This is a genomic window from Pseudomonas anatoliensis (assembly GCF_017976235.1).
GTDB lineage: Bacteria > Pseudomonadota > Gammaproteobacteria > Pseudomonadales > Pseudomonadaceae > Aquipseudomonas > Aquipseudomonas anatoliensis.
Genome location: NZ_JACVHC010000005.1, coordinates 449477 through 468745 on the forward strand (window position 1 = coordinate 449477; position 19269 = coordinate 468745).

The 19269-nt window shown below is 57.8% G+C and carries 21 protein-coding genes, 1 tRNA gene and 1 pseudogene; 11 read left to right on the plus strand and 12 right to left on the minus strand.

The window, feature by feature from the left end; translation table 11 throughout:
* The first annotated feature begins 152 nt into the window (after window positions 1-152).
* Genes ICA16_RS18840 through ICA16_RS18850 form a run of 3 tightly spaced genes read left to right on the plus strand, consistent with a single transcriptional unit; the run spans window position 153 to window position 2005 of the window.
* Window positions 153-1103 carry an alpha/beta hydrolase family protein gene (locus ICA16_RS18840; protein WP_210701235.1) on the plus strand — a complete coding sequence of 317 codons (951 nt, stop codon included), beginning with the start codon at window positions 153-155 and terminating at the stop codon, window positions 1101-1103.
* A gap of 29 nt (window positions 1104-1132) precedes the next feature.
* Complete coding sequence (locus tag ICA16_RS18845; protein ID WP_042557187.1) at window positions 1133-1546, plus strand: hypothetical protein; 414 nt, start codon at window positions 1133-1135, stop codon at window positions 1544-1546.
* A 6-nt stretch (window positions 1547-1552) separates the two neighbouring features.
* Window positions 1553-2005: a hypothetical protein gene (locus tag ICA16_RS18850; protein ID WP_150604041.1), complete on the plus strand. Its 453-nt coding sequence runs from the start codon at window positions 1553-1555 to the stop codon at window positions 2003-2005.
* 71 nt (window positions 2006-2076) lie between these two features.
* On the opposite strand, the gene gabP is transcribed toward ICA16_RS18850, so the two are convergent.
* On the minus strand, window positions 2077-3468 hold the full coding sequence (gene gabP / locus ICA16_RS18855; protein ID WP_210554359.1) for a GABA permease: 1392 nt from the start codon (window positions 3466-3468) through the stop codon (window positions 2077-2079).
* Window positions 3469-4022: 554 nt separating this feature from the next.
* Here gabP and ICA16_RS18860 point away from each other — a divergent pair.
* From ICA16_RS18860 to ICA16_RS18885, 6 genes are all read left to right on the plus strand, one after another.
* Window positions 4023-4796 (plus strand): ABC transporter ATP-binding protein, encoded by a 774-nt coding sequence (locus ICA16_RS18860; protein ID WP_042557182.1) that lies wholly within the window; start codon window positions 4023-4025, stop codon window positions 4794-4796.
* Window positions 4797-4809: 13 nt separating this feature from the next.
* Window positions 4810-5559, plus strand: coding sequence for an ABC transporter substrate-binding protein (locus ICA16_RS18865; RefSeq protein ID WP_150593870.1), 750 nt, complete (start codon window positions 4810-4812; stop codon window positions 5557-5559).
* Window positions 5560-5637: 78 nt separating this feature from the next.
* Complete coding sequence (locus ICA16_RS18870) at window positions 5638-6333, plus strand: ABC transporter permease (protein WP_047299331.1); 696 nt, start codon at window positions 5638-5640, stop codon at window positions 6331-6333.
* On the plus strand, window positions 6330-7019 hold the full coding sequence (locus ICA16_RS18875) for an ABC transporter permease (protein WP_210701236.1): 690 nt from the start codon (window positions 6330-6332) through the stop codon (window positions 7017-7019). The genes ICA16_RS18870 and ICA16_RS18875 overlap by 4 nt, the downstream gene beginning before the upstream one ends.
* The gene (locus ICA16_RS18880) at window positions 7000-8235 is read left to right on the plus strand and encodes a methyltransferase (protein ID WP_210701237.1); all 1236 of its coding nucleotides are present in this window, start codon (window positions 7000-7002) and stop codon (window positions 8233-8235) included. Before ICA16_RS18875 ends, ICA16_RS18880 begins: the two co-directional genes overlap by 20 nt.
* Window positions 8236-8653: 418 nt before the next feature.
* Window positions 8654-8729 (plus strand) — tRNA-Thr (locus ICA16_RS18885).
* A 360-nt stretch (window positions 8730-9089) separates the two neighbouring features.
* Here the strand turns inward: ICA16_RS18885 and ICA16_RS18890 are convergent.
* The 4 genes and pseudogenes from ICA16_RS18890 to ICA16_RS18900 all read right to left on the minus strand — a co-directional run bounded on the left by ICA16_RS18890 (window position 9090) and on the right by ICA16_RS18900 (window position 10603).
* A complete protein-coding gene (locus ICA16_RS18890; protein WP_210701238.1) occupies window positions 9090-9374 on the minus strand; it encodes a helix-turn-helix domain-containing protein in 285 nt (94 codons plus the stop codon).
* Window positions 9364-9465 (minus strand): annotated as a pseudogene (locus ICA16_RS28350) (transcriptional regulator); the annotation flags it as partial. The pseudogene ICA16_RS28350 and the gene ICA16_RS18890, both read right to left, overlap by 11 nt.
* 50 nt (window positions 9466-9515) lie before the next feature.
* Window positions 9516-10196 (minus strand): RES family NAD+ phosphorylase, encoded by a 681-nt coding sequence (locus tag ICA16_RS18895; RefSeq protein ID WP_150617439.1) that lies wholly within the window; start codon window positions 10194-10196, stop codon window positions 9516-9518.
* Entirely contained in the window at window positions 10193-10603 is a 411-nt protein-coding gene (locus ICA16_RS18900; protein WP_150617438.1) for an MbcA/ParS/Xre antitoxin family protein, read from the minus strand. Before ICA16_RS18900 ends, ICA16_RS18895 begins: the two co-directional genes overlap by 4 nt.
* 332 nt (window positions 10604-10935) lie before the next feature.
* Between ICA16_RS18900 and ICA16_RS18905 the strand changes: the two genes are divergently transcribed.
* The gene (locus tag ICA16_RS18905; protein WP_115146028.1) at window positions 10936-11862 is read left to right on the plus strand and encodes a LysR family transcriptional regulator; all 927 of its coding nucleotides are present in this window, start codon (window positions 10936-10938) and stop codon (window positions 11860-11862) included.
* On the opposite strand, the gene ICA16_RS18910 is transcribed toward ICA16_RS18905, so the two are convergent.
* The 6 genes from ICA16_RS18910 to ICA16_RS18935 form a co-directional block, all read right to left on the minus strand.
* Window positions 11779-12096, minus strand: a complete 318-nt coding sequence (locus ICA16_RS18910; protein ID WP_150596790.1) for an AzlD domain-containing protein — start codon at window positions 12094-12096, stop codon at window positions 11779-11781. The genes ICA16_RS18905 and ICA16_RS18910 overlap by 84 nt on opposite strands.
* A complete protein-coding gene (locus tag ICA16_RS18915; RefSeq protein WP_150604053.1) occupies window positions 12075-12791 on the minus strand; it encodes an AzlC family ABC transporter permease in 717 nt (238 codons plus the stop codon). Before ICA16_RS18915 ends, ICA16_RS18910 begins: the two co-directional genes overlap by 22 nt.
* The gene (locus ICA16_RS18920; RefSeq protein ID WP_150594162.1) at window positions 12788-13165 is read right to left on the minus strand and encodes a GNAT family N-acetyltransferase; all 378 of its coding nucleotides are present in this window, start codon (window positions 13163-13165) and stop codon (window positions 12788-12790) included. The genes ICA16_RS18915 and ICA16_RS18920 overlap by 4 nt, the downstream gene beginning before the upstream one ends.
* Before the next feature lie 79 nt (window positions 13166-13244).
* Window positions 13245-13991, minus strand: a complete 747-nt coding sequence (locus ICA16_RS18925; RefSeq protein ID WP_150604054.1) for a 2OG-Fe dioxygenase family protein — start codon at window positions 13989-13991, stop codon at window positions 13245-13247.
* Between the two features lie 232 nt (window positions 13992-14223).
* Window positions 14224-15510 carry an OprD family porin gene (locus ICA16_RS18930; protein ID WP_210701239.1) on the minus strand — a complete coding sequence of 429 codons (1287 nt, stop codon included), beginning with the start codon at window positions 15508-15510 and terminating at the stop codon, window positions 14224-14226.
* 296 nt (window positions 15511-15806) lie between these two features.
* On the minus strand, window positions 15807-16475 hold the full coding sequence (locus ICA16_RS18935) for a DsbA family protein (RefSeq protein ID WP_150604056.1): 669 nt from the start codon (window positions 16473-16475) through the stop codon (window positions 15807-15809).
* 255 nt (window positions 16476-16730) lie between these two features.
* Here ICA16_RS18935 and ICA16_RS18940 point away from each other — a divergent pair, with 255 nt between their 5' ends.
* Complete coding sequence (locus ICA16_RS18940; protein ID WP_210701240.1) at window positions 16731-18824, plus strand: TonB-dependent receptor; 2094 nt, start codon at window positions 16731-16733, stop codon at window positions 18822-18824.
* A 148-nt stretch (window positions 18825-18972) separates the two neighbouring features.
* On the opposite strand, the gene ICA16_RS18945 is transcribed toward ICA16_RS18940, so the two are convergent.
* The gene (locus ICA16_RS18945; RefSeq protein WP_150604059.1) at window positions 18973-19185 is read right to left on the minus strand and encodes a hypothetical protein; all 213 of its coding nucleotides are present in this window, start codon (window positions 19183-19185) and stop codon (window positions 18973-18975) included.
* Window positions 19186-19269: the final 84 nt, after the last annotated feature.

The following is a 19269-nucleotide window of genomic DNA, read 5'->3' on the forward strand; positions in this document are numbered from 1 at the left end:
GCGCATTAACGAGGCGATCGATTCGTGACGCACCGCGTCACAGATTCCCGAGATGCAATTAATCTAAACCTGGACCGCAGTGCGCCCCATTCATTGCACTATCACCACGTTGAAGTTCATTCTCGGTCGGATTCCGCCAAGGTCCGGTTCTCATGAGCTCATGCAGCACAGCGTGTTCGCGCGATACAGCAACGGTCAGTCAATCCTTCAAGGAAACAGCCGCCGACGGTTTTGTCCTTGGCGGTTTCACCTGGCGCCAGGCCCTGCCCGATATCCAGCGCCCGGTTGTAATCCTCAACGCCGCCACTTCGGTGCGCTGCCGTCATTACTCGCGTTTCGCTGATTACCTGTTCGCCAATGGTTTCGACGTCATCACTTACGACTACCGCGGCATCGGTGAGTCGCGACCCGGCTCAATCAAAGGCCTCAACGCCTCGTGGACAGATTGGGGCGCGCTGGACTTCGAGGCGATGCTGCGGCGCGCGCAGCGGGAATTTCCCGGGCAGCCGATCAATGTTGTCGGCCACAGTTTTGGTGGCTGCGCGGCTGGCCTCGGTGAGTCCGGGCAGGTCATCCGACGGCTGGTCACCGTCGGCGCGCAGTTCGCCTACTGGCGCGATTACGCGCCTGAACATCGCTGGCGGATGTTCGGTAAATGGCATCTGCTGATGCCCCTATTAACACTGTTCTGCGGCTACTTCCCCGGTAAACGCCTCGGCTGGCTGGAAGACACGCCGGCAGGCGTAGTGCGCGACTGGAGCACGCCCACCGCGCGTTACGAGCGTCGCCCAAGCGGGCGAGCGATGTTGGCGAGAACAGGCCACCTGCCCTTTGCCACTGTCCGCGCGCAAACCCTGGCGATCAGCATCAGCGATGACCCTTATGGCACGATTGCAGCCATCGAGCGCCTGCTCAACTACTTCAGCCATGCGCCAAAAACCCATCTGCGCATCGACCCGCAGGACATCGGCGAGCAACAAGTCGGACATTTCGCCTTTTTTCGCAGCGCATACCAAGCCACACTATGGCCCATCGCTCTGAACTGGCTGCAAAACGGCGAACTGGCCCCCGACACACCGGGGCGGCAAGTACCGCGCAGCTGAGCCTCATTCAACGCACGACGGAACACATCATGGCCTCCGCCAACAAGCAGCAAAAACGCGCCGCCCGGGCCAAAACCAAGGCCAAGCAGAACCGCACCAAACGCGCCGAAGCGCCGGTCGAGCTGGATCCGAACGATGACCGTATCGACTTCGAATCGGTGGACCTGACCGAGCTGTTCAAGAAAATGATCGACGCCGAGAAGATCAGTCAGCAAGCGATGTGTACCGCATTCCTCGAAGACCCGCTGCTGGAACTGGTCTACGAACAGGAAGGCGAAGAAGGCTCCATGGATTTCATCCTCGCAGCGCTGATCGAGTATCGCCAGTGGTCGCAGGAAACCGACGAGGCCGGCGCGCTGGCGTGGATCGAATCCCCGGCGTTCCAGGCCGACTATGTGGCGGCGTCCGACGCCATCGCTGCACAAACCCAACAGAAGAACTGAGTTCCCATGGCATCCCTGAACAAGCAACAAAAACGCGCCAAACGCGCCAAGGCCAAAGCCAAGCAAATCCGTATGGTTGGCCGCAAGCCGCTGGACCAGGACGAAGACCTCGGCCACCTCGCCGAGCCGATCCCGGAATACACCCTGGCGATGTTCAGCAAAATGCGCGACGCCGAAGCCGTCAGCCGTAACGACATGCTGCTGACACTGCTGCGCGAACTGGCGTTCATCATCATCGATCACCCTGATCTGCTCGACATGGAAAACGCCGACAACGAAGGCATGGCCGCCACCCACCTGGCCGCCGACATGTTGATCGACTACCGCATGTGGGCCGACGGCATGACGATCGAAGCCGCCCAGGCCTGGCTGAGCGAGCCGCAGTTCATCACCGACTTCGGGATTGCGCTGGATGCTTATGGCAAGTCGGTGGAATCGCAGGAAGAAAAGAGCGAGTAAATCCGCGCTCACAAACAAAAACGGCCGCTAGTCATCACTGACAGCGGCCGTTTTGCATTACGCGTTGCGGATCAGTTCAACACCACCGCACCACGTTTTTCCTGCTTGCGACGGCGAGACACCAGAAGACCGGTTGCCACCACCATCAGGCTCAGCAGGCCGGTGGCGAGGATTTCCACGCGGTGCGCTTCCTGGAACAACATGATGGTCAGGGCCGCGACGATGAAGATGATCACCGCGTAGGTCAGGCCCGGGAACAGCCACATGCTGAATTCGATTTTCTCGCCACGGGCCATGCGCTGTTTGCGCATCCGCAGTTGCGAGAACGCGATCACCAGGTACACCAGCAGTGCGATCGCACCGGAGCTGGCCAGCAGGAATTCGAACACGGCGGCCGGCGCCACGTAGTTGGCGAATGTGCAGAGGAACGCGGCGCCAGTGGACAACATCACCGCCCAGTAAGGCGTACCGCTTTTGTTGGTGCGAGTCGACATGGCCGGTGCGTCACCGCGCTTGCCGAGGGAGAACAGCATGCGCGACGAGGTATAGAGCGCCGAGTTCAGGCAGCTGGTTACGGCGACCAGAACCACGATGTCGACGATCATTTTCGCGTTCGGGATGCCCATGCGTTCCAGTACGGTCTGGTAAGAACCGAGGTTCGCCAACATAGGATCGTTCCATGGCACCAGCGCCACGACGATGAAGATCGACACGAGGTAGAACAAACCGATCCGCCAGATCACCGAGTTGGTGGCCTTGGAGATCTGCTTGCCCGGGTCTTTCGATTCCGCGGCCGCGATGGTCACGATCTCGGTCCCCATGAACGAGAACATGGTGGTCAGAATCGCGCCCAACACCGCGCCCATGCCGTTAGGCAGGAAGCCGCCGCTGTCGAACAAGTGCGAAACGCCGCTGACCTGGCTGTTCGGCAGGTAGCCGAAAATTGCCGCAAGGCCGAGCCCGATGAACCCGATGATCGCCAGCACTTTAACCAGCGCAAACCAGAATTCGAACTCGCCGTAGTTTTTCACGCTGAACAGGTTGGTCACGGTCAACAGCAGAGTGATGACCAGCGCAAACGCCCAGATACCTACGTCGGGGAACCACGCGTGCAGGATGGTCGCGGCGGCGTTGGCTTCCAGCGGAATCACCAACACCCAGAACCACCAGTACAACCAGCCGATAGTGAAACCAGCCCAGTGCCCGATGGCGCGGTCGGCATACGTCGAGAAAGAGCCGGTGTCGGGCGAAGCAACCGCCATTTCGCCGAGCATCCGCATCACCAGCACCACCAGGGTACCGGCGGCTGCATAGGCCAGCAGCACTGCAGGACCTGCGGCGGCGATGGCGTGGCCGGAGCCAACGAACAGACCGGCGCCGATTACACCGGCGATCGACAACATGGTCACATGACGCGGTTTGAGCCCCTGTTCGAGGCCATTGGAGCTTGGGGTACTGCTCATCGAAACTACCTTTGCAAGGAAAGCGATTGCGTCCGGCCCGTCCGAAGTTTCCTTCTCGTAAAAAGAAACCAACGGGGCGTTCCTTATTCTGCACGCAATAATTGCGCCAAAATATTTCAAACTCTTTCGGGCCGGGGCTTTGCGCGCGACCGGACAGTCATCGCAAGTCATTGGATTTAATGGCAATCTGCCAGAGCGTTACCCTGCGACTCACTTTTAAAGACGAATCCGCGCACCAGAAACACACTGAAAAAGTGTGGGATGCACAATAAAAGGGCGAATCGGGAACGTTCGGCCGGATAGCGCTTCCAACACCCCGCCAAAGCTGGCAACATCGCGCCTTTTTTTACGCGACACCCAAGCGATTGCACGTTCAAACACCCGTTCGGTTGTTGATGGGGCGACAGTCTGCTGTGCTGATGCGACAACCCGCCACATGCCACCCGTTTACCGCTCGTAGCGCTGTTGGCTGCCATTGAAACGCTATGCTAGCTTGGCCGCCTCGCCAGGAAGGCCATCAAACAGCAGGAGCGCAACATATATGAGGAACGCACATGGCTGAGGCCACGCCCGCGCTTGAAATCCGCAACTTGCACAAACGCTACGGACAGCTTGAGGTGCTCAAAGGCATCTCGCTGACCGCACGCGACGGCGACGTGATCTCGATCCTGGGTTCCTCCGGTTCCGGCAAGTCCACGTTCCTGCGTTGCATCAATCTGTTGGAAAACCCGCACCAGGGCCAGATCCTGGTGGCCGGTGAAGAACTCAAGCTCAAGGCCGCCAAGAATGGCGAACTGGTTGCCGCCGACGGCAAACAGATCAACCGCCTGCGTTCCGAGATTGGTTTTGTGTTTCAAAACTTTAATCTGTGGCCGCACATGAGCGTCCTCGACAACATCATCGAAGCCCCGCGCCGCGTGCTCGGCCAGAGCAAGGCCGAAGCCATTGAAGTCGCGGAAGCACTGCTGGCCAAGGTCGGCATCGCTGACAAGCGCCACGCCTACCCGGCGCAACTGTCCGGTGGCCAGCAGCAACGCGCGGCCATCGCGCGCACGCTGGCGATGCAGCCGAAGGTGATCCTGTTCGACGAACCCACCTCCGCCCTTGACCCGGAAATGGTTCAGGAAGTACTTAGTGTCATCCGCGCATTGGCCGAAGAAGGCCGCACCATGCTGCTCGTGACCCACGAAATGGGCTTCGCCCGTCAGGTCTCCAGCGAAGTGGTGTTCCTTCATCAGGGCCTGATAGAAGAGCAAGGATCGCCACAGCAGGTGTTCGAAAACCCGCTTTCGGCGCGCTGCAAACAATTCATGTCCAGCAACCGCTAACGGAGCAACATGCATGCAGAACTATAAAAAGGTCTTCCTGGCCGCCGCCGTCACCCTCGCGTTCAGCGCCGGTGCCATGGCCGAAACCCTGAAGATGGGCATCGAAGCGGCTTACCCGCCGTTCAACAATAAAGACGCCAGCGGCAACGTGGTCGGCTTCGACAAAGACATCGGCGACGCCCTGTGCGCCAAGATGAAAGTCGAGTGCACCGTAGTCACCTCCGATTGGGACGGCATCATCCCGTCGCTGAACGCGAAGAAATTCGACTTCCTGATCTCGTCTTTGTCGATCACCGAAGAGCGCAAAGGCGCGGTGGACTTCACCGACCCGTACTACTCGAACAAGCTGCAATTCATCGCACCGAAGAACGTCGACTTCAAAACCGACAAGGACTCGCTCAAAGGCAAAACCATCGGTACGCAGCGTGCCACGCTGGCCGGCACCTGGCTGGAAGATACCTATGCGGATGACATCAAGGTCAGCCTCTATGACACCCAGGAAAACGCCTACCTCGACCTGACCTCCGGCCGCGTCGACGCCATCCTCGCCGACAAGTACGCCAACTATGACTGGCTGAAAAGCGAAGCCGGCAAGAACTACGAGTTCAAAGGCGACCCGGTCGTGGAAAGCGACAAGATCGGCATTGCTGTGCGCAAGGGCGATCCACTGCGCGAGAAGCTGAACGCTGCACTGAAGGAAATCGTCGCTGACGGTACCTACAAGAAGATCAACGACAAGTACTTCCCGTTCAGCATCTACTGATCCTGACCTGCGGAACCGGCGCCGTGATGCAACGGCGCCGGCTCCCGACCTTGCCTGCCGCGATTTGAAAAGAAATCCATGATTATCGACCTTTACGGATTCGGCCCGGCGCTCGCCGCTGGCGCGCTGATGACCGTCAAACTGGCTCTCTCGGCCCTGTGCCTGGGTCTGGTGCTCGGTCTGCTCGGCGCCTTGGCCAAGACTTCCCCGTACAAGCCGCTGCAATGGCTTGGCGGCTTTTATTCAACCCTGGTGCGCGGCGTCCCGGAATTGCTCTGGGTGCTGTTGATCTACTTCGGTACGGTCAACCTGATGCGCGCGCTCGGTGAGTTTTTCGGCAACCCCGATCTGGCACTCAGCGCCTTTGCCGCCGGTGTCATCGCGCTCGGTTTGTGTTTCGGCGCCTACGCCACGGAAGTGTTTCGTGGCGCAATCCTCGCCATTCCCAAAGGTCACCGTGAGGCCGGCGTGGCCCTGGGCCTGTCGAAATGGCGAATCTTCACCAAGCTGATCATGCCGCAGATGTGGCGCATCGCCCTGCCGGGCCTGGGCAACCTGTTCATGATCCTGATGAAAGACACTGCGCTGGTGTCAGTGATCGGCCTGGAAGAAATCATGCGTCATGCGCAGATCGGCGTGACCATGTCGAAACAGCCGTTCACCTTCTATATGGTTGCCGCGCTCATGTATCTCGGCCTGACGGTGGTGGCGATGACCGGCATGCACTTCCTGGAAAAACGCGCCGCCCGTGGCTTTGCGAGGAGCGCTCAATGAACTGGGAAGTCATCATCAAGTGGCTGCCGAAACTGGCGCAGGGCGCGACCCTGACCCTGGAACTGGTGGCCATCGCCGTGATTGCCGGCCTGTTGCTGGCGATTCCGCTGGGCATCGCCCGCTCTTCGAAGCTGTGGTACGTGCGTGCTTTGCCCTACGCCTACATCTTCTTTTTCCGCGGCACACCGTTGCTGGTTCAGCTGTTCCTGGTCTATTACGGCCTGGCGCAGTTCGACGCTGTCCGTAACAGCCCCATGTGGCCGTACCTGCGCGATCCGTTCTGGTGCGCAACGGTAACCATGACCCTGCACACCGCGGCGTACATCGCCGAGATCCTGCGCGGCGCGATTCAGGCCATCCCACCGGGCGAGATCGAAGCGGCGCGTGCCCTGGGCATGTCCAAGCCCAAAGCGATGTTCTACATCATCCTGCCGCGGGCAGCACGCATCGGCCTGCCGGCCTACAGCAACGAAGTGATATTGATGCTCAAGGCCAGCGCCCTGGCCAGCACCGTCACCCTGCTGGAACTGACCGGCATGGCCCGCACGATCATTGCTCGCACCTACCTGCCGGTGGAAATCTTCTTCGCCGCTGGCGTGTTCTATCTGGTGATGGCTTACGTGCTGGTGCGCGGCTTCAAGTTGCTGGAGCGCTGGCTGGGCGTCGATGCCTGCCAAGGGCGCTGAAACTTCCCACGTGCTGACGGGCGAGGACTTACTCGCCCGCTTCACGGCACTGAATACTTTTCTGACAGCGCACCAGGCGTTGTGGAAACCTCGACCGTTCACTCATCTTCAGCTTCCCTGGGAAGCGTCCTACCCGGAGCTGGCCTCATGGCTACGCGGCCGGTCGCTGCAAGATGCGGAAAATGCTCACAACCACCCTGCCAATCTTGCCGATGCGCCGGAGCCGTTCGCTTCATTGGCGGCGTTGTCGGCTGAACTGAGCGCGGTCGGTGAGTTACCGGAACATGCGCTGGAAACTGCGGGCCATCGATTGAATGTTGATGTACCGGGGCGTAAATGGCAGCAGATCGAGGCGTTCGGCAGTCGACTGTCCTTCGCATCGCAACCGACGCATTGGCTGGACTGGTGCTCCGGCAAGGGACACTTGGGGCGGCGTCTGCTGAGCACCGGGCAACAACTGACTTGCGTTGAATACGATCCGGCGCTGGTTGCCAGTGGTCAGGCGCTTAGCCAGCGTCATCATTTACACGCGCGGCATGTTGAACAGGATGTTCTGGCGGCAGATGCTTCAGCCGTATTGAACGCACTTCACACGCCGGTTGCCCTCCACGCCTGCGGTGATCTGCATGTGCGACTGATGCAATTGGCCAGCGCCGCCGGTTGCCGACAAATGGCAATCGCTCCGTGCTGCTACAACCGGATCAATCGCACGGAATATCAGGCGTTATCCCTGGCCGGCTCGGGATCGCTCCTACAGCTATCTTTAGAGGATCTGGCGCTACCGATGAGCGAAACCGTCACCGCCGGTGCACGAGTCCGACGCCAGCGCGACACCTCGATGGCACGACGCCTTGCCTTTGACTTGCTGCAACGGCAACTACGCGGCATCGACCAATACCTGCCAACCCCTTCGCTACCCAGCACCTGGCTGGAAAAACCCTTCGCCGATTACTGCCGCGATCTGGCAGCGCTCAAAGAGTTATCCACAATCGGCCCGCAGGATTGGCCAGCGCTGGAGGCGGCCGGTTGGCAGCGGTTAGCCGAAGTTCGCAACCTGGAATTACTTCGCGGAATATTCCGACGACCACTGGAGCTTTGGCTGAATCTGGATCGAGCACTTTTCCTCGCCGAACAGGAATACGTCGTGCGCCTTGGCACCTTCTGCGATGCGCCACTCACACCGCGCAATTTCCTCCTGCTCGCCGAACGCGCTTAAAACACTCCAGCCTGTGGATAACTCTGTTGATGAAATTCTTGTGGATCCAATATCCACGCCTGTTTCGTGGCTTTAACACTGCTGGTCATTTTTTGTTCACATGAATAAATAACCAGTAAAACAGGGATTTGCGAACAAAATGAGAATGCGTCCACAAATACTCACACTTGAGCGCGGGCCTGCCGATCAGTTGTGCATAAGCTTCCATTCAAAACGACATAAATCAGCTGATACGAAGCAGATCTGACAAAAAAAATCGCCGCCTCAGGGTAGGAATACAAACCTTGAAAGTGCCTGTTTTCAAGGGTGAAAACCCAGAGATAACGCCTACGTTGAGCTTGATCCTGCACCCGCATAAAAATAGTCTGAATTCAGGGGTTTACAGATTTAACCCAATCGCTATAATCGTCGCCCACACGCCGGTATAGCTCAGTTGGTAGAGCAACTGACTTGTAATCAGTAGGTCCCGGGTTCGACTCCTGGTGCCGGCACCATACAAAACAAAGCCCCTGCAGAAATGCAGGGGCTTTGTTGTTTCTGGGGTGTTTATATTTCTGGCAACGCAACACCTTCCGTAGAAACAGCACCTCTCCCCCGCACACTTCGACTGCCTCGCCACACCTCCTCTTTCAATCCCCGAAAGCACCGCTTTGCCCCCAAAGGTTTAGATTTCCATTTATGGCAAATTATGAGCTGGCAATAATTATGACGTGCTCATAAAAGCTGTAATTGCATAAACGGCATTTTTCAGTGCTCAGAACTGGCTGAGGAGCTTTGATTGTGGGGTTAGGCTGCGAGGCATTCATTACAAAAAAGCCCCTGCAGAAATGCAGGGGCTTTGTTTATTTCCGGTCTTAAGCAGGATGCAAATCCCGCAACGCTTCAGGATGCTGACTCGCAACACGCAGCAGGGTTTGCGCTGCGCCCGTCGGCTGCCTGCGGCCTTGCTCCCAATCCTGCAATGTCCGCCGACTCACACCGATCAGCTTGGCAAACGCGCTTTGGGAAATGCCCACCTTGGCACGAGCTTCTGCTGCTGCAGAAAGCGGCACATGAGTTACCCGCGCGGCTTTTCTTTCTTTCATTTGACGCACAGAGTCCAGCAAGTCCTGCTGGAATTGCTCCACTTCATTGGCCATCGCTGATTTCCTCCTTCAATTGCTTGAGCAAGGCTGTGGGCAAGTTGTCGAACTTTGCCTTGGTGTAGGCAATGAGCAACCAAATTGAACAGAAATTCATTGAGGTAAATCGCCTTCCCTACGGCGAGGGCTTTTTGCGTTTCAAACCTGACTGACCTCAAACACAAACGAAATCCTGCCCTGGCTCGCACTCCACACATATCTCAGATGTTTGCCCTGCTTGGGAATCGAAACTGCCGGTGGCCGGAACGCGGCGACGCATTCGTGCCCGGCCAAGCGAACGCTGTTGTAAAGCAAACCCCAGGATTGGGCTTCACGTAGCTGCCGGGCGAATGCCTGAGAAGGGCCGTAGGCATCAGGATCAGGGTTGTGCAGGTTCGGATAGTCGTGGCGAATGTCGTGCAGCGGTTTGACGACTCGGTTGACGTAGGTGCGCATGGTCAATTCGAGGTCTGCTTCGTTGGTGGCTGCGAGAAAGCGTTCCTGGTGATAGCAGGTTTCGGCGATAGCCGCGGCCTGGCTGCTGGCGGCGTAGTAAACGCCGAAGGTGCCGTCGGTGAAGCGGCTGCTTTTGCCGATGTGGGTGAACGCAGCCATCACCGGGGTCGACCCGGGGCCTGAGAGCCGATCTTCCGGGCGCACCCGGTCAAGGACGCCCGCCTGAGCGATCAGACGATCGTTGGTCAGCGCTTCGAGGGCGTAGGCAATTTCCAGGTCTTCGGGGTCGAGCACGTCTTCGAACAGCGCAATTGGCGGGAAGCTGCTGTTAACGATCCGGTAGGCGCGCGGCCAATGCGGATCGGCCAGCGCTGGCGTGCTCAACCGCGCACTCCGTCGAGGTAGCGTCGTACATCGGCGATATCGACCACGCGTCCTGCCAGCATGTAGTCCAGAGCGGTTTGCCCATTAAACGGCGCAGCAGTGTTCGGGCTGCTGACCCACGTATAAGCGCGCTCGCGGCTGTTGCTGAAGATGATGCTCAACGCCTTGTGAATGCCCATCAGGTAGGAGATGCGCTCAAGGGTGTCGTGGGGTAGGCGCACGTTTGGCGGCAGGTGTTTGTACTTGTAGAACGTGGTGTTGCCGACACCGCCGAGCAATGTGCGTTGCTGCTCGGCGTTGCAGCCCCACCGCTCCATGAGGTTGAAGAAAAACTTCAGCGCGACGCGACCCGCTTCGGGGGCGTCAAGTTGTTCGCGTGGGGTGAGGGCTGGGATTGAGGTAGACATGGTCTCCTCCATTAGTAGGTGACGTGCCATGAAGCCTAGTACAGATACGAATGCTTGTTTTATTTTTATCCGCTAATGAATCAGATCGTTATCCAGATGAAGTCGTTGAAAAGCCATGTTTTATCATTTCACGTGAGTATTTTTTGACCCCAATCACCCCCGAGTCATCAAAAACCCCGATCCTGTGTCAGCCTCCAGCCATCGGCGGGGACATCAATTCGCTACTAAACCCGCGACAACTATGCTCAGGTGCAGGAATATAGCCGGCATATGGCGCCGGACCGGTCGTCTCGTAAACAACAATACCCAGCCCACTTCAGAGGGCATTACCCATGGATAGCAGAACCTTACGCAACCTCATGCGCATCGTGCAGACCGGCTCGTTGTCGGCCGCAGCCGAGCATTCGTGCCTGACCGTGCAGGCATTGGCCGCGCAGTTGAACAAGGTCGAAGAGCAGTTCGGTTTCCGCTTGTTTCGTCGTTCCAACAAAGGGCTGACGCTGACGCCTCAAGGCACCGAGCTGACGCCTTATATGGACAGAGTGCTGATTGCCACGCGACAGATGGAAGAAAAAGTCGAGGCGCTCAAAGTGCCGGGGCAACGCACGTTGAAGGTTGCGTTAAACAACACGTTGTCGCCTGACTTCAATCGGCGAATGATCGGACGCCTGATTGAGGTGTTTCCCGATTATCAGATGGAATTCAGCTACGCCGAGTCGATGGAAAACCTCAGCAAGCTGAAAAACGAAGACTTTGACCTCGCGGTGCTGATCGGCCCGCAGCGTCCGGGTTTGCCGAGCATTGTCCTGCCGGATGTGCAGGTGCAGGTGGTCGGCGCGCATTGTGGGCAGGAGAACGATCCGCTGACGTTGCTGGGCAACAAGTTTCAGGTGCGTCCTGCGGAAGATTGTCCGTATTCCCACAGCTTCTTGCGTTTTCTCGACGCCGGGCTGGGCAATCACGAGAACGGTCAACGCATGGTCTACTCCTGCAGCGAGACCCTTACGTTATCGCTGATAACGCAGATGGATGCCGTTGGCATGGTTTCCCGCGAGGCCGCGCAGAAGAACGGCCTGACGATCTTCCCCGGTTTCGAGGATTTCCTTGAGGTGCGGCTGGCGATCAATAACCCGGACCTGTCGAACCAGGCGTTGAGCGACGTGGTCGATCTGCCGCTACATGAACGAGCCGAGCGCAATGTACGCAGCCGTCCCAACCGCCACACTGAGAAAGAGGTTTTTGCTGAAATACGCACATAACAACGTCGGAATCGCGGCATAGAATTCCGGGCGATCGAGCTGTATGTGCTGATCCTTGATCAACAAGGGAGTCAGGCTGATCGCAGCGACGATCGCCACTGGCAGGTATTCCAGCGCGCGCGCGATAAACGGCGGCCAGTGCTCGGTGTTGATCTGTAAGGGCAGAGCCCGCGGCAGAAAGGTCACGGCCATCATCAGCGCGACCACCAGAATCAGGAACGTTTGGTCAGGCATACACCCACTCCGCAGCCCACAAACGTGGCGATAAACACATTAAACGGCGAGCTGCCGACCAGGCTCAGTGCGCCCATGCAAACCACAGCGGCCGCGGCTGCGATGAGTTTGTTGCGGGTGTTGCACAGCGACACCAGCACGTAGAGCATCATCGCCGTCAGTGCGTAGTCGAGCTGATATTTGATCAAGTGCGCCGCGTACTGGGCGCAAACCGCGCCGAGCAAACCACCGAGCACCCACGAGGTATGGCAGAACAGGTTGAAGCCAATCAGATAACGCACGTTGACCGGCGCGCCGGTGCCGAGTTTTACGCTGTGGAAAGCAAAGGATTCGTCGGTCAGGCCGCCGGCGTAGCACCATCGCTCCATGCGACTGAGCCCTAACGCACGCAGGGCTTTTGCCATGTACACCGACATCAACATGTGCCGCGCATTGATCAGAAAAGTGGTCAGCACAATGGTGGTCAGCGAAGCACCGCTAGAGATCAGCGCCAACGCGGCAAATTGCGAAGCGCCGGCATAAACGAATAAACACATCGCCACGGGCAGCCACATTGGCAGCCCCGCGTTGACGGCCATCAAGCCGAATACGAACGCCACCGTGAAATACCCGGCGACCACCGGGCTGGCTTCGGCAAACGTACGCGACGGCTGATGGTTGACCATCAGCGGCGCACTGCCGGACGTTTCATTCATAGATCCCTCTCAAATGTCCGTTCGCCGTGAGGCTCGCAAAAACCCTGGGCAGCCCAAAAACGCTTGCCCGCGAGGTTAGCATCGTCGACGAACAGAAACATCCGCAACACACCCACACGTTTCATGTCGGACGACGCCGCTTCAACCAGACGTTGACCGACGCCTTGACTGCGATACAGCGGACTGACGGCCAGATGATTGATCGTGCCGCGACTGCCGAGCATCCCGCCCAGCACCGCCCCGACGATCTCGCCGGCCACGTCGAAGGCCAGAAAGGCCGTGGTGGTTTTCTGGATTAATACCCCGCGCAGGCACTTGGCGTCCTGCCATTCGCAGAAGGACACTTCATCGAACTGGCGGAAGAAGCGCTCCATGCGCTGCGCATCCTTGGCCGTGGCGCGCCGCAGCAGCACCGGCGTCGAGCACTCGACGCCGTCGATTGGGGTGATCTGATTAGCGAACAATGTCGAAAGCGGTCCCGGGCCGCGAGAAGGAAATCGCCAGAATCTGCCGGTACGCCATGGCATGGGTGTGCGAGTTGCGCGCCGGGGTCACGTAGTGGCGCATGTCGCGGTCGAGGAAGTAGGTGGTATCGAGAATTTCCTGGTAAGTGGTCGACGCCAGTTGATGCTCGTGGATGTCGTACAAACGACTCTCTGCACCCTCGACATTGTTGCGGCCCCAGAAGTGCACACCGCTGAACGGATAACCGTCGCAATGAATCCCTTCGGGGGTGATTTCCAGCTGTTTGCCGGGTTTGATCTCGATGCGGATCTGATGGATCTGGCACTGCCAGATTTCATCGTGCAGCTCTTCCGGCAATACGCTTTTGTACACTTCGAAATCGGTGTCGATCAGGCTGCGCATCACTGGCGATGAAATCACTTCATCGGAAAAGTCCTGGAAGTGCCGGACCAGACCGCCGACATAGGCGTTGTTTTCCTTGGACTGCACGTACGCGCGATGTTCGAGCTGAGTCAGTTCGCGAGTCTTGGGGTTGTATTCAAAATCGCTGTAACGACGGAAACGCATGCCGGCTTCGGCCTGACCGTAGTAACTGTCAGGTTCCATGTTTTCCCAACTTTTGGTCAGTCTGACGAAGTCGGCGAAATGACCGTAGAGATTGAAGTCACCACCCTGGACGTTGACGTATTTGTCGCGCCGTAGCGATTCGCCCACTTCTCTGTTCAAAACGATCATTACCAAATTCTCCGCTGCATTGAGCGGCCTAATCTATTAGGTGCAGAATTTGCGTCCATGAGAAAGAATTTCAGGCATTTAAAGCGCTGTTTGAAACGGGGGTTGAAGCAACTGAAAAACAACTTTTACATGACAAAAACACGGGTTTTTTCCGGTTTTTTATAAAAATACGTCGAAAAAAAACCCCGAGACAGTCGGGGTTTTTCTCAAACTTGTTACACCTGATCGTTCATCAGAAGATGTTGATCGGGTAGTCCACGAATACACGCAGCTCGTTGCCGCTGACGTTGTACTCGCTGGATTTCTGCGAAACACGCAGGATCGAGCTGCGCAGTTTCACGCTCAGGTCTTTGGCCGGGCCACTTTGCACGACGTACTTGAACTGGTTGAAGATTTCGCGCTCGGTGCCGCCTTCGCTGGTGGAGGTGGTGATGTTGTCGCCACGCACGTAAGCGAAGTTGTAGCTCAGACCCGGTACACCGAATGCGCCGAAGTCCAGGCCATAGCCCAACTGCCAGCTGCGTTCGTCTTCGGCGTTGAAGTCGGACCAGTAGGAGTTGGCCAGGTAGATGGTGTTGCCGCCATCGCCAACGCGTTGTTGATCCTTCTGATAGCCGCCATAGGCGTAGCCTAGGTTGCTGTCGCCGGTGGAGCGCTGGTGCGCCACGGTGAACGAGTGCGGACCAGTAGCGAAAGTTGCTGCCAGGCTCCAGATCTTGTTGTCGTCGCCAGTTACACCGTTTTCGCGGACATAGGAGTGGTCCAGTTTGGTGCGATAGCCATTGAAGTCCAGGGTCAGCGACTGATCCTTGTTGAACGGCAAGACGTAGTTGGCGTTCACGTATTGTTTCTTCAATACGTCTTCAACATCGGAGGCGTACAGCGCACCTTTGAAGCGTTCAGTGAACTGGTAGCTACCGCCCAGTACGTTGATCGACTTCAGACCACCGCTGTCACGGCCTTCATCGCTCTTGCGCGATTCGGCGGTGAAACGACCGGCGTTCAATTCCAGGCCTTTGATCTCTCTGGAAGTGATCAAGGTACCGGTGTAGCTTTCCGGCAGTAGACGGGAGTTGTCGTAGTTCAGCACCGGCAGGGCCGGCATCTGATCGCCGTAGGTCAGCACGGTGTTGGAGAAGCGGAACTTGACCGCTGCACCGCCCTTCGCGATGTCATGGTTCGCGCGACCGTCATTTTCTTGCTTGAAGAAATCGATACCACCGGCGCCGCTGCGGCCCTTGCCGCCATCCAGACGCAGTGCGTACAGACCGAAAGCGTCCACGCCGACACCGATGGTGCCTTGAGTGAAACCGGACGAGAACGTACCGATGGCCGCTTGGCCCCACTCGGCTTTGTCGTCGTTACCGTCTTTGTAATCACGATTGATGTAGGCGTTGCGCAGCAGCACTTTCAGGCTGCTGTCTTCTTGAAAACCCTTGGACTCGGCCTGGTCGTTAGCCATGGCCTGTGTAGCGCTCAACATCCCCAGAGCGATCAGGCTGATTCGCTTGTTCAACATTTTATTTTCCTTATTTCGGGTTGAAACGCGCTGTGTCGAACGGCTGAAACGGCGCTATTGCGCTCTTTTTTCACCCCGAAACAAAAAGGCCCGCCCACGACAAAGTCGTGGCGGGCCTTCTTATTATTTTGGGTCATGGCGGTTGGCCACAGGCGTTGAGCCGAATCGTAGCCGCGCCCTTAACATTGTGTCAATTTCAAGAATCGTCTTTAAATAGGCGAAAATCGTCTAAGAAACGTAAATTTAACGCTCACTCCTTGCACGGAAATGCGTTAAGCCAGTGAATCCAGCGCGTATCAAGCACAACCGTCAAGACCACAAAATGCGGAAAACTCGCCAGTACCATCGCTGCCAATCGCCTGCCCTAACCAATCGGCAAAGGCTTGCGGCTTGCCCAGCCAAGGGCTGATATCGATAAGCGTGTAGTGGCCGTCTTGTTCCAACGCGAGCGTCGGGAATCCCTGCCCACCCAACTGAGCCAGCAGTGCGCGACTGGCTTTTATGTGTTGCTCGGTATCCACGGATTTAAACGCGGCCTGAAAGATTTCCTCGACGTAGCCCAGGTCAATTGCGAGCTCCAGAAGTACAGATTCATCGGCAATCCGCCGCCCTTCCACGTAATGCGCAGCCTGCAAACGCCCGAGCACCTCCAGACCACGGCCGTCGATTGCCTCTGCTGCCAAAACGGCAGCGATCGGTGGTGTCGAGTCAAAGACGGCCGTGTGATCGCGCAGCAAGCCGTCGAAATACGCTTCGCCAAAAGGCTGCCCGGTGTATTCGGCAATGCGCCGATCGTGGGGCATGACGTAATTGCGCAACTGCGGCGAAACGCTTTGGCGGTTGGCGCCGCTCATCATCCCGCCCGCATGAGCGCTCACCGGCAGCACTAGTTGCGCCGCTTCCACCAGCGGTTTGGCGCCATAGCACCAACCGCACAATGGGTCGTAAATGTAGTGAAGGATCATCAGAAAACTCCGGCATAAACGTGGGAAAAGTTGATGCCGGCAGACTAGTCCTCAAGCCAATGCGGAAAAACGCCGGAATGGCTCTCAAACTGTTTCGTGAATCGGGCGAATTGTCCGAACGGTCAGGTTGTATCGAGTTCGACACAAATTGAAACAATCACACAAAGGAACTTCTCAGGAATAATTAACGGAAGTAAATGCAAAGCATTACCATTCGCGCGCTTGATTCTTCCAACCTTTCGGATGCGCTTTTCAATGCCTGCCCCGTTCCGTCTTACGCCCGTCACCCTTGGGCTTTCTGCTTTTCTGTCCAGCGGTTTTGCCTACTCCGCGACCGAATTACCCGCCACCGCCATCAGCGCTGAAGCGCAAGCCGATGATCCGCGGGTAAAAGTCAGCAACACCGCGACCCGTACCTCGACTCCGGTGCGTTATGTGCCGCAGGCCATTGATTCGATCAAAACGTCGAACGTTGCCAATTACGGCACCAACGATATCGGCGATGCCCTGAGCGGCATGCCCAACGTCAGCAGCAGCGCCGACACCCGCTTCGACAGTTTGCGGATCCGCGGCTTCGACGCCAGCAACGACTTCTATCTGGACGGCATTCGCGACGACAGCCAATACAAGCGCGACTTGCACAACATCGAACGCGTCGAAGTGCTCAAAGGCCCGGCGGCCGTGTTGTACGGCCGCGGCAGTCAGGGCGGGATCGTCAACCGCGTGAGCAAAGCGCCAGAGGCCGGCCGCCGCTCCACCATCGAAGCCCAGGGCGGCAGCGAAGATCTGCGCAGCCTGTACGCCGACCTCAGCACCGACCCGAGTGACAACATCAGCCTGCGCCTGAACATGGGCAACATGGATGAAAACAGCTTTCGCGATGGCGTCAGCGGTAACCGCCAACTGTTCGCACCGTCGATGAGCTGGCAACTGACGCCCGACCTGAACTGGCTGGTGCAATACGAATACAGCCGCTACAACCGCACCCCTGATCGCGGGATTCCGGGCGTGAATGGCCGGCCGGCCGATGTCGGCCGCGACACCAGCTACGGCAACGATCACGACTTCATCGACGACAAGTCGCAATCGCTACGCTCGAAACTCACTTACGAAATCAACGACAACTGGCAACTTCGCCAGACCCTCGGCGTGTTCAAGCTCGACAGCGATTTCGACAACACCTACCTCACCGGTTACACGCCTGCAACCAACAAGGTCACCCGCCAGCACTGGCAGCAGGATCTGACCACCCGCAACGTCTACAACAACGTCGAACTCGAAGGTGGTTTCGATACGTTTGGCCTTGAGCATCGTTTGCTCACCGGTATCGAAATTGGCAGCCAGCGCCGCGACCCGACCTTGTACAACGCCGCCACCGGCAGAACGCCAGGCGCGCAGCCGGTGCCGTCGCTCGACCTGTTCAACCCGAACCGCGATCTGCGTCACACCGGCGCCATGCAGGTATCCAGTAGCAGCCATACCGAAGTCGAAAGCCGCGCAGTCTACGTGCAGGATCAACTGCGTCTGAACGACCAATGGCAACTGCTCGGCGGCTTGCGCTACGACACGTTTGATATCGAGTCGACCAACAAGCTGCGCAACATTTCCGAAGATCGCGACAGCCACAGCACCAGCCCGCGCGTGGGCCTGGTCTGGACGCCGCTCGAAAATCACTCCTTCTACGCCTCATGGTCGAAGACCTTCTCGCCAGTGGGCGGCGGCCTGATCGGCATCACGCCGGGGGCGGCCGGCAACACCAACGACCTGAGCCCCGAGCTGACCAAGCAGAAAGAGATCGGCGTGAAGAGCGACTGGCTCGATGATCGCCTCAGCACAACGTTGGCGATCTATGACCTGGAGCTCTACAACCGTCGCACCACCGATCCCAATGATCCGACCCTGACGGTGATGTCCGGTCTGCAACGCTCGCGCGGGATCGAACTGACCGCTACCGGCAACCTCGTCGGCAACTGGTACGTGCGCGGTGGCGTCGGTATGCAGGATGCGAAGATCGAGAAGGACAACAACGGTCTGGAAGGCAAACGCATCAACAACGTCGCCAAGCACAACGGCAGTCTGTTCCTGACCTGGAAACCGGAGATGGGCTGGTACGGCGAAACCGGCCTGACCCTGGTCGGCCAGCGTTATGCCGACAACGCCAACACCACCGTGCTGCCGGGTTATGGCCGTTGGGATGCGCTGGTCGGTTATCGCTTCAAGGACTGGGATTTGCGTACGGCGTTGAACAACATCACTGATCGCGAGTATTACGCGTCAGCGACCAGCGCCGCGCAGATCATGCCGGGGGCGCCGCGTAGCGTGGTGATGACGGGAACCTACAGTTTCTGAAGCAAGATCAAAAGATCGCAGCCTGCGGCAGCTCCTACAGGGGAATTCGCATTCCAGTGTAGGAGCTGCCGCAGGCTGCGATCTTTTCAGCCGCGCAAAAAAAGCGCCGCCATCCCGGCAGCGCTTTCACCAATCCCTGTTGTTTTTCTTATCCTTCCATCACAGCCCACAACGCTTCCAGTTCGGCCTCGCTGAACAGGTCAGCGGGGTAGCGCTCGATCATCATCCGGCGCGGATCAGGTTCCCTGATCTGACGCGTTCCATTGGACCTCAAAAAGTGCGCGACCATCTGGAGCGATTCGCCATTTACGGCCATGGGATGCAACGTCCGCTCGCTGACTACGTTCACTTCGGCGTTCATTTCAGCGCTCTCTCCCCGGTCATGAGCGGCTAAGTTATCCAAGGTTTATGACAGAACTGTTGAAGTTCTCCTCCCTCCCTAGTG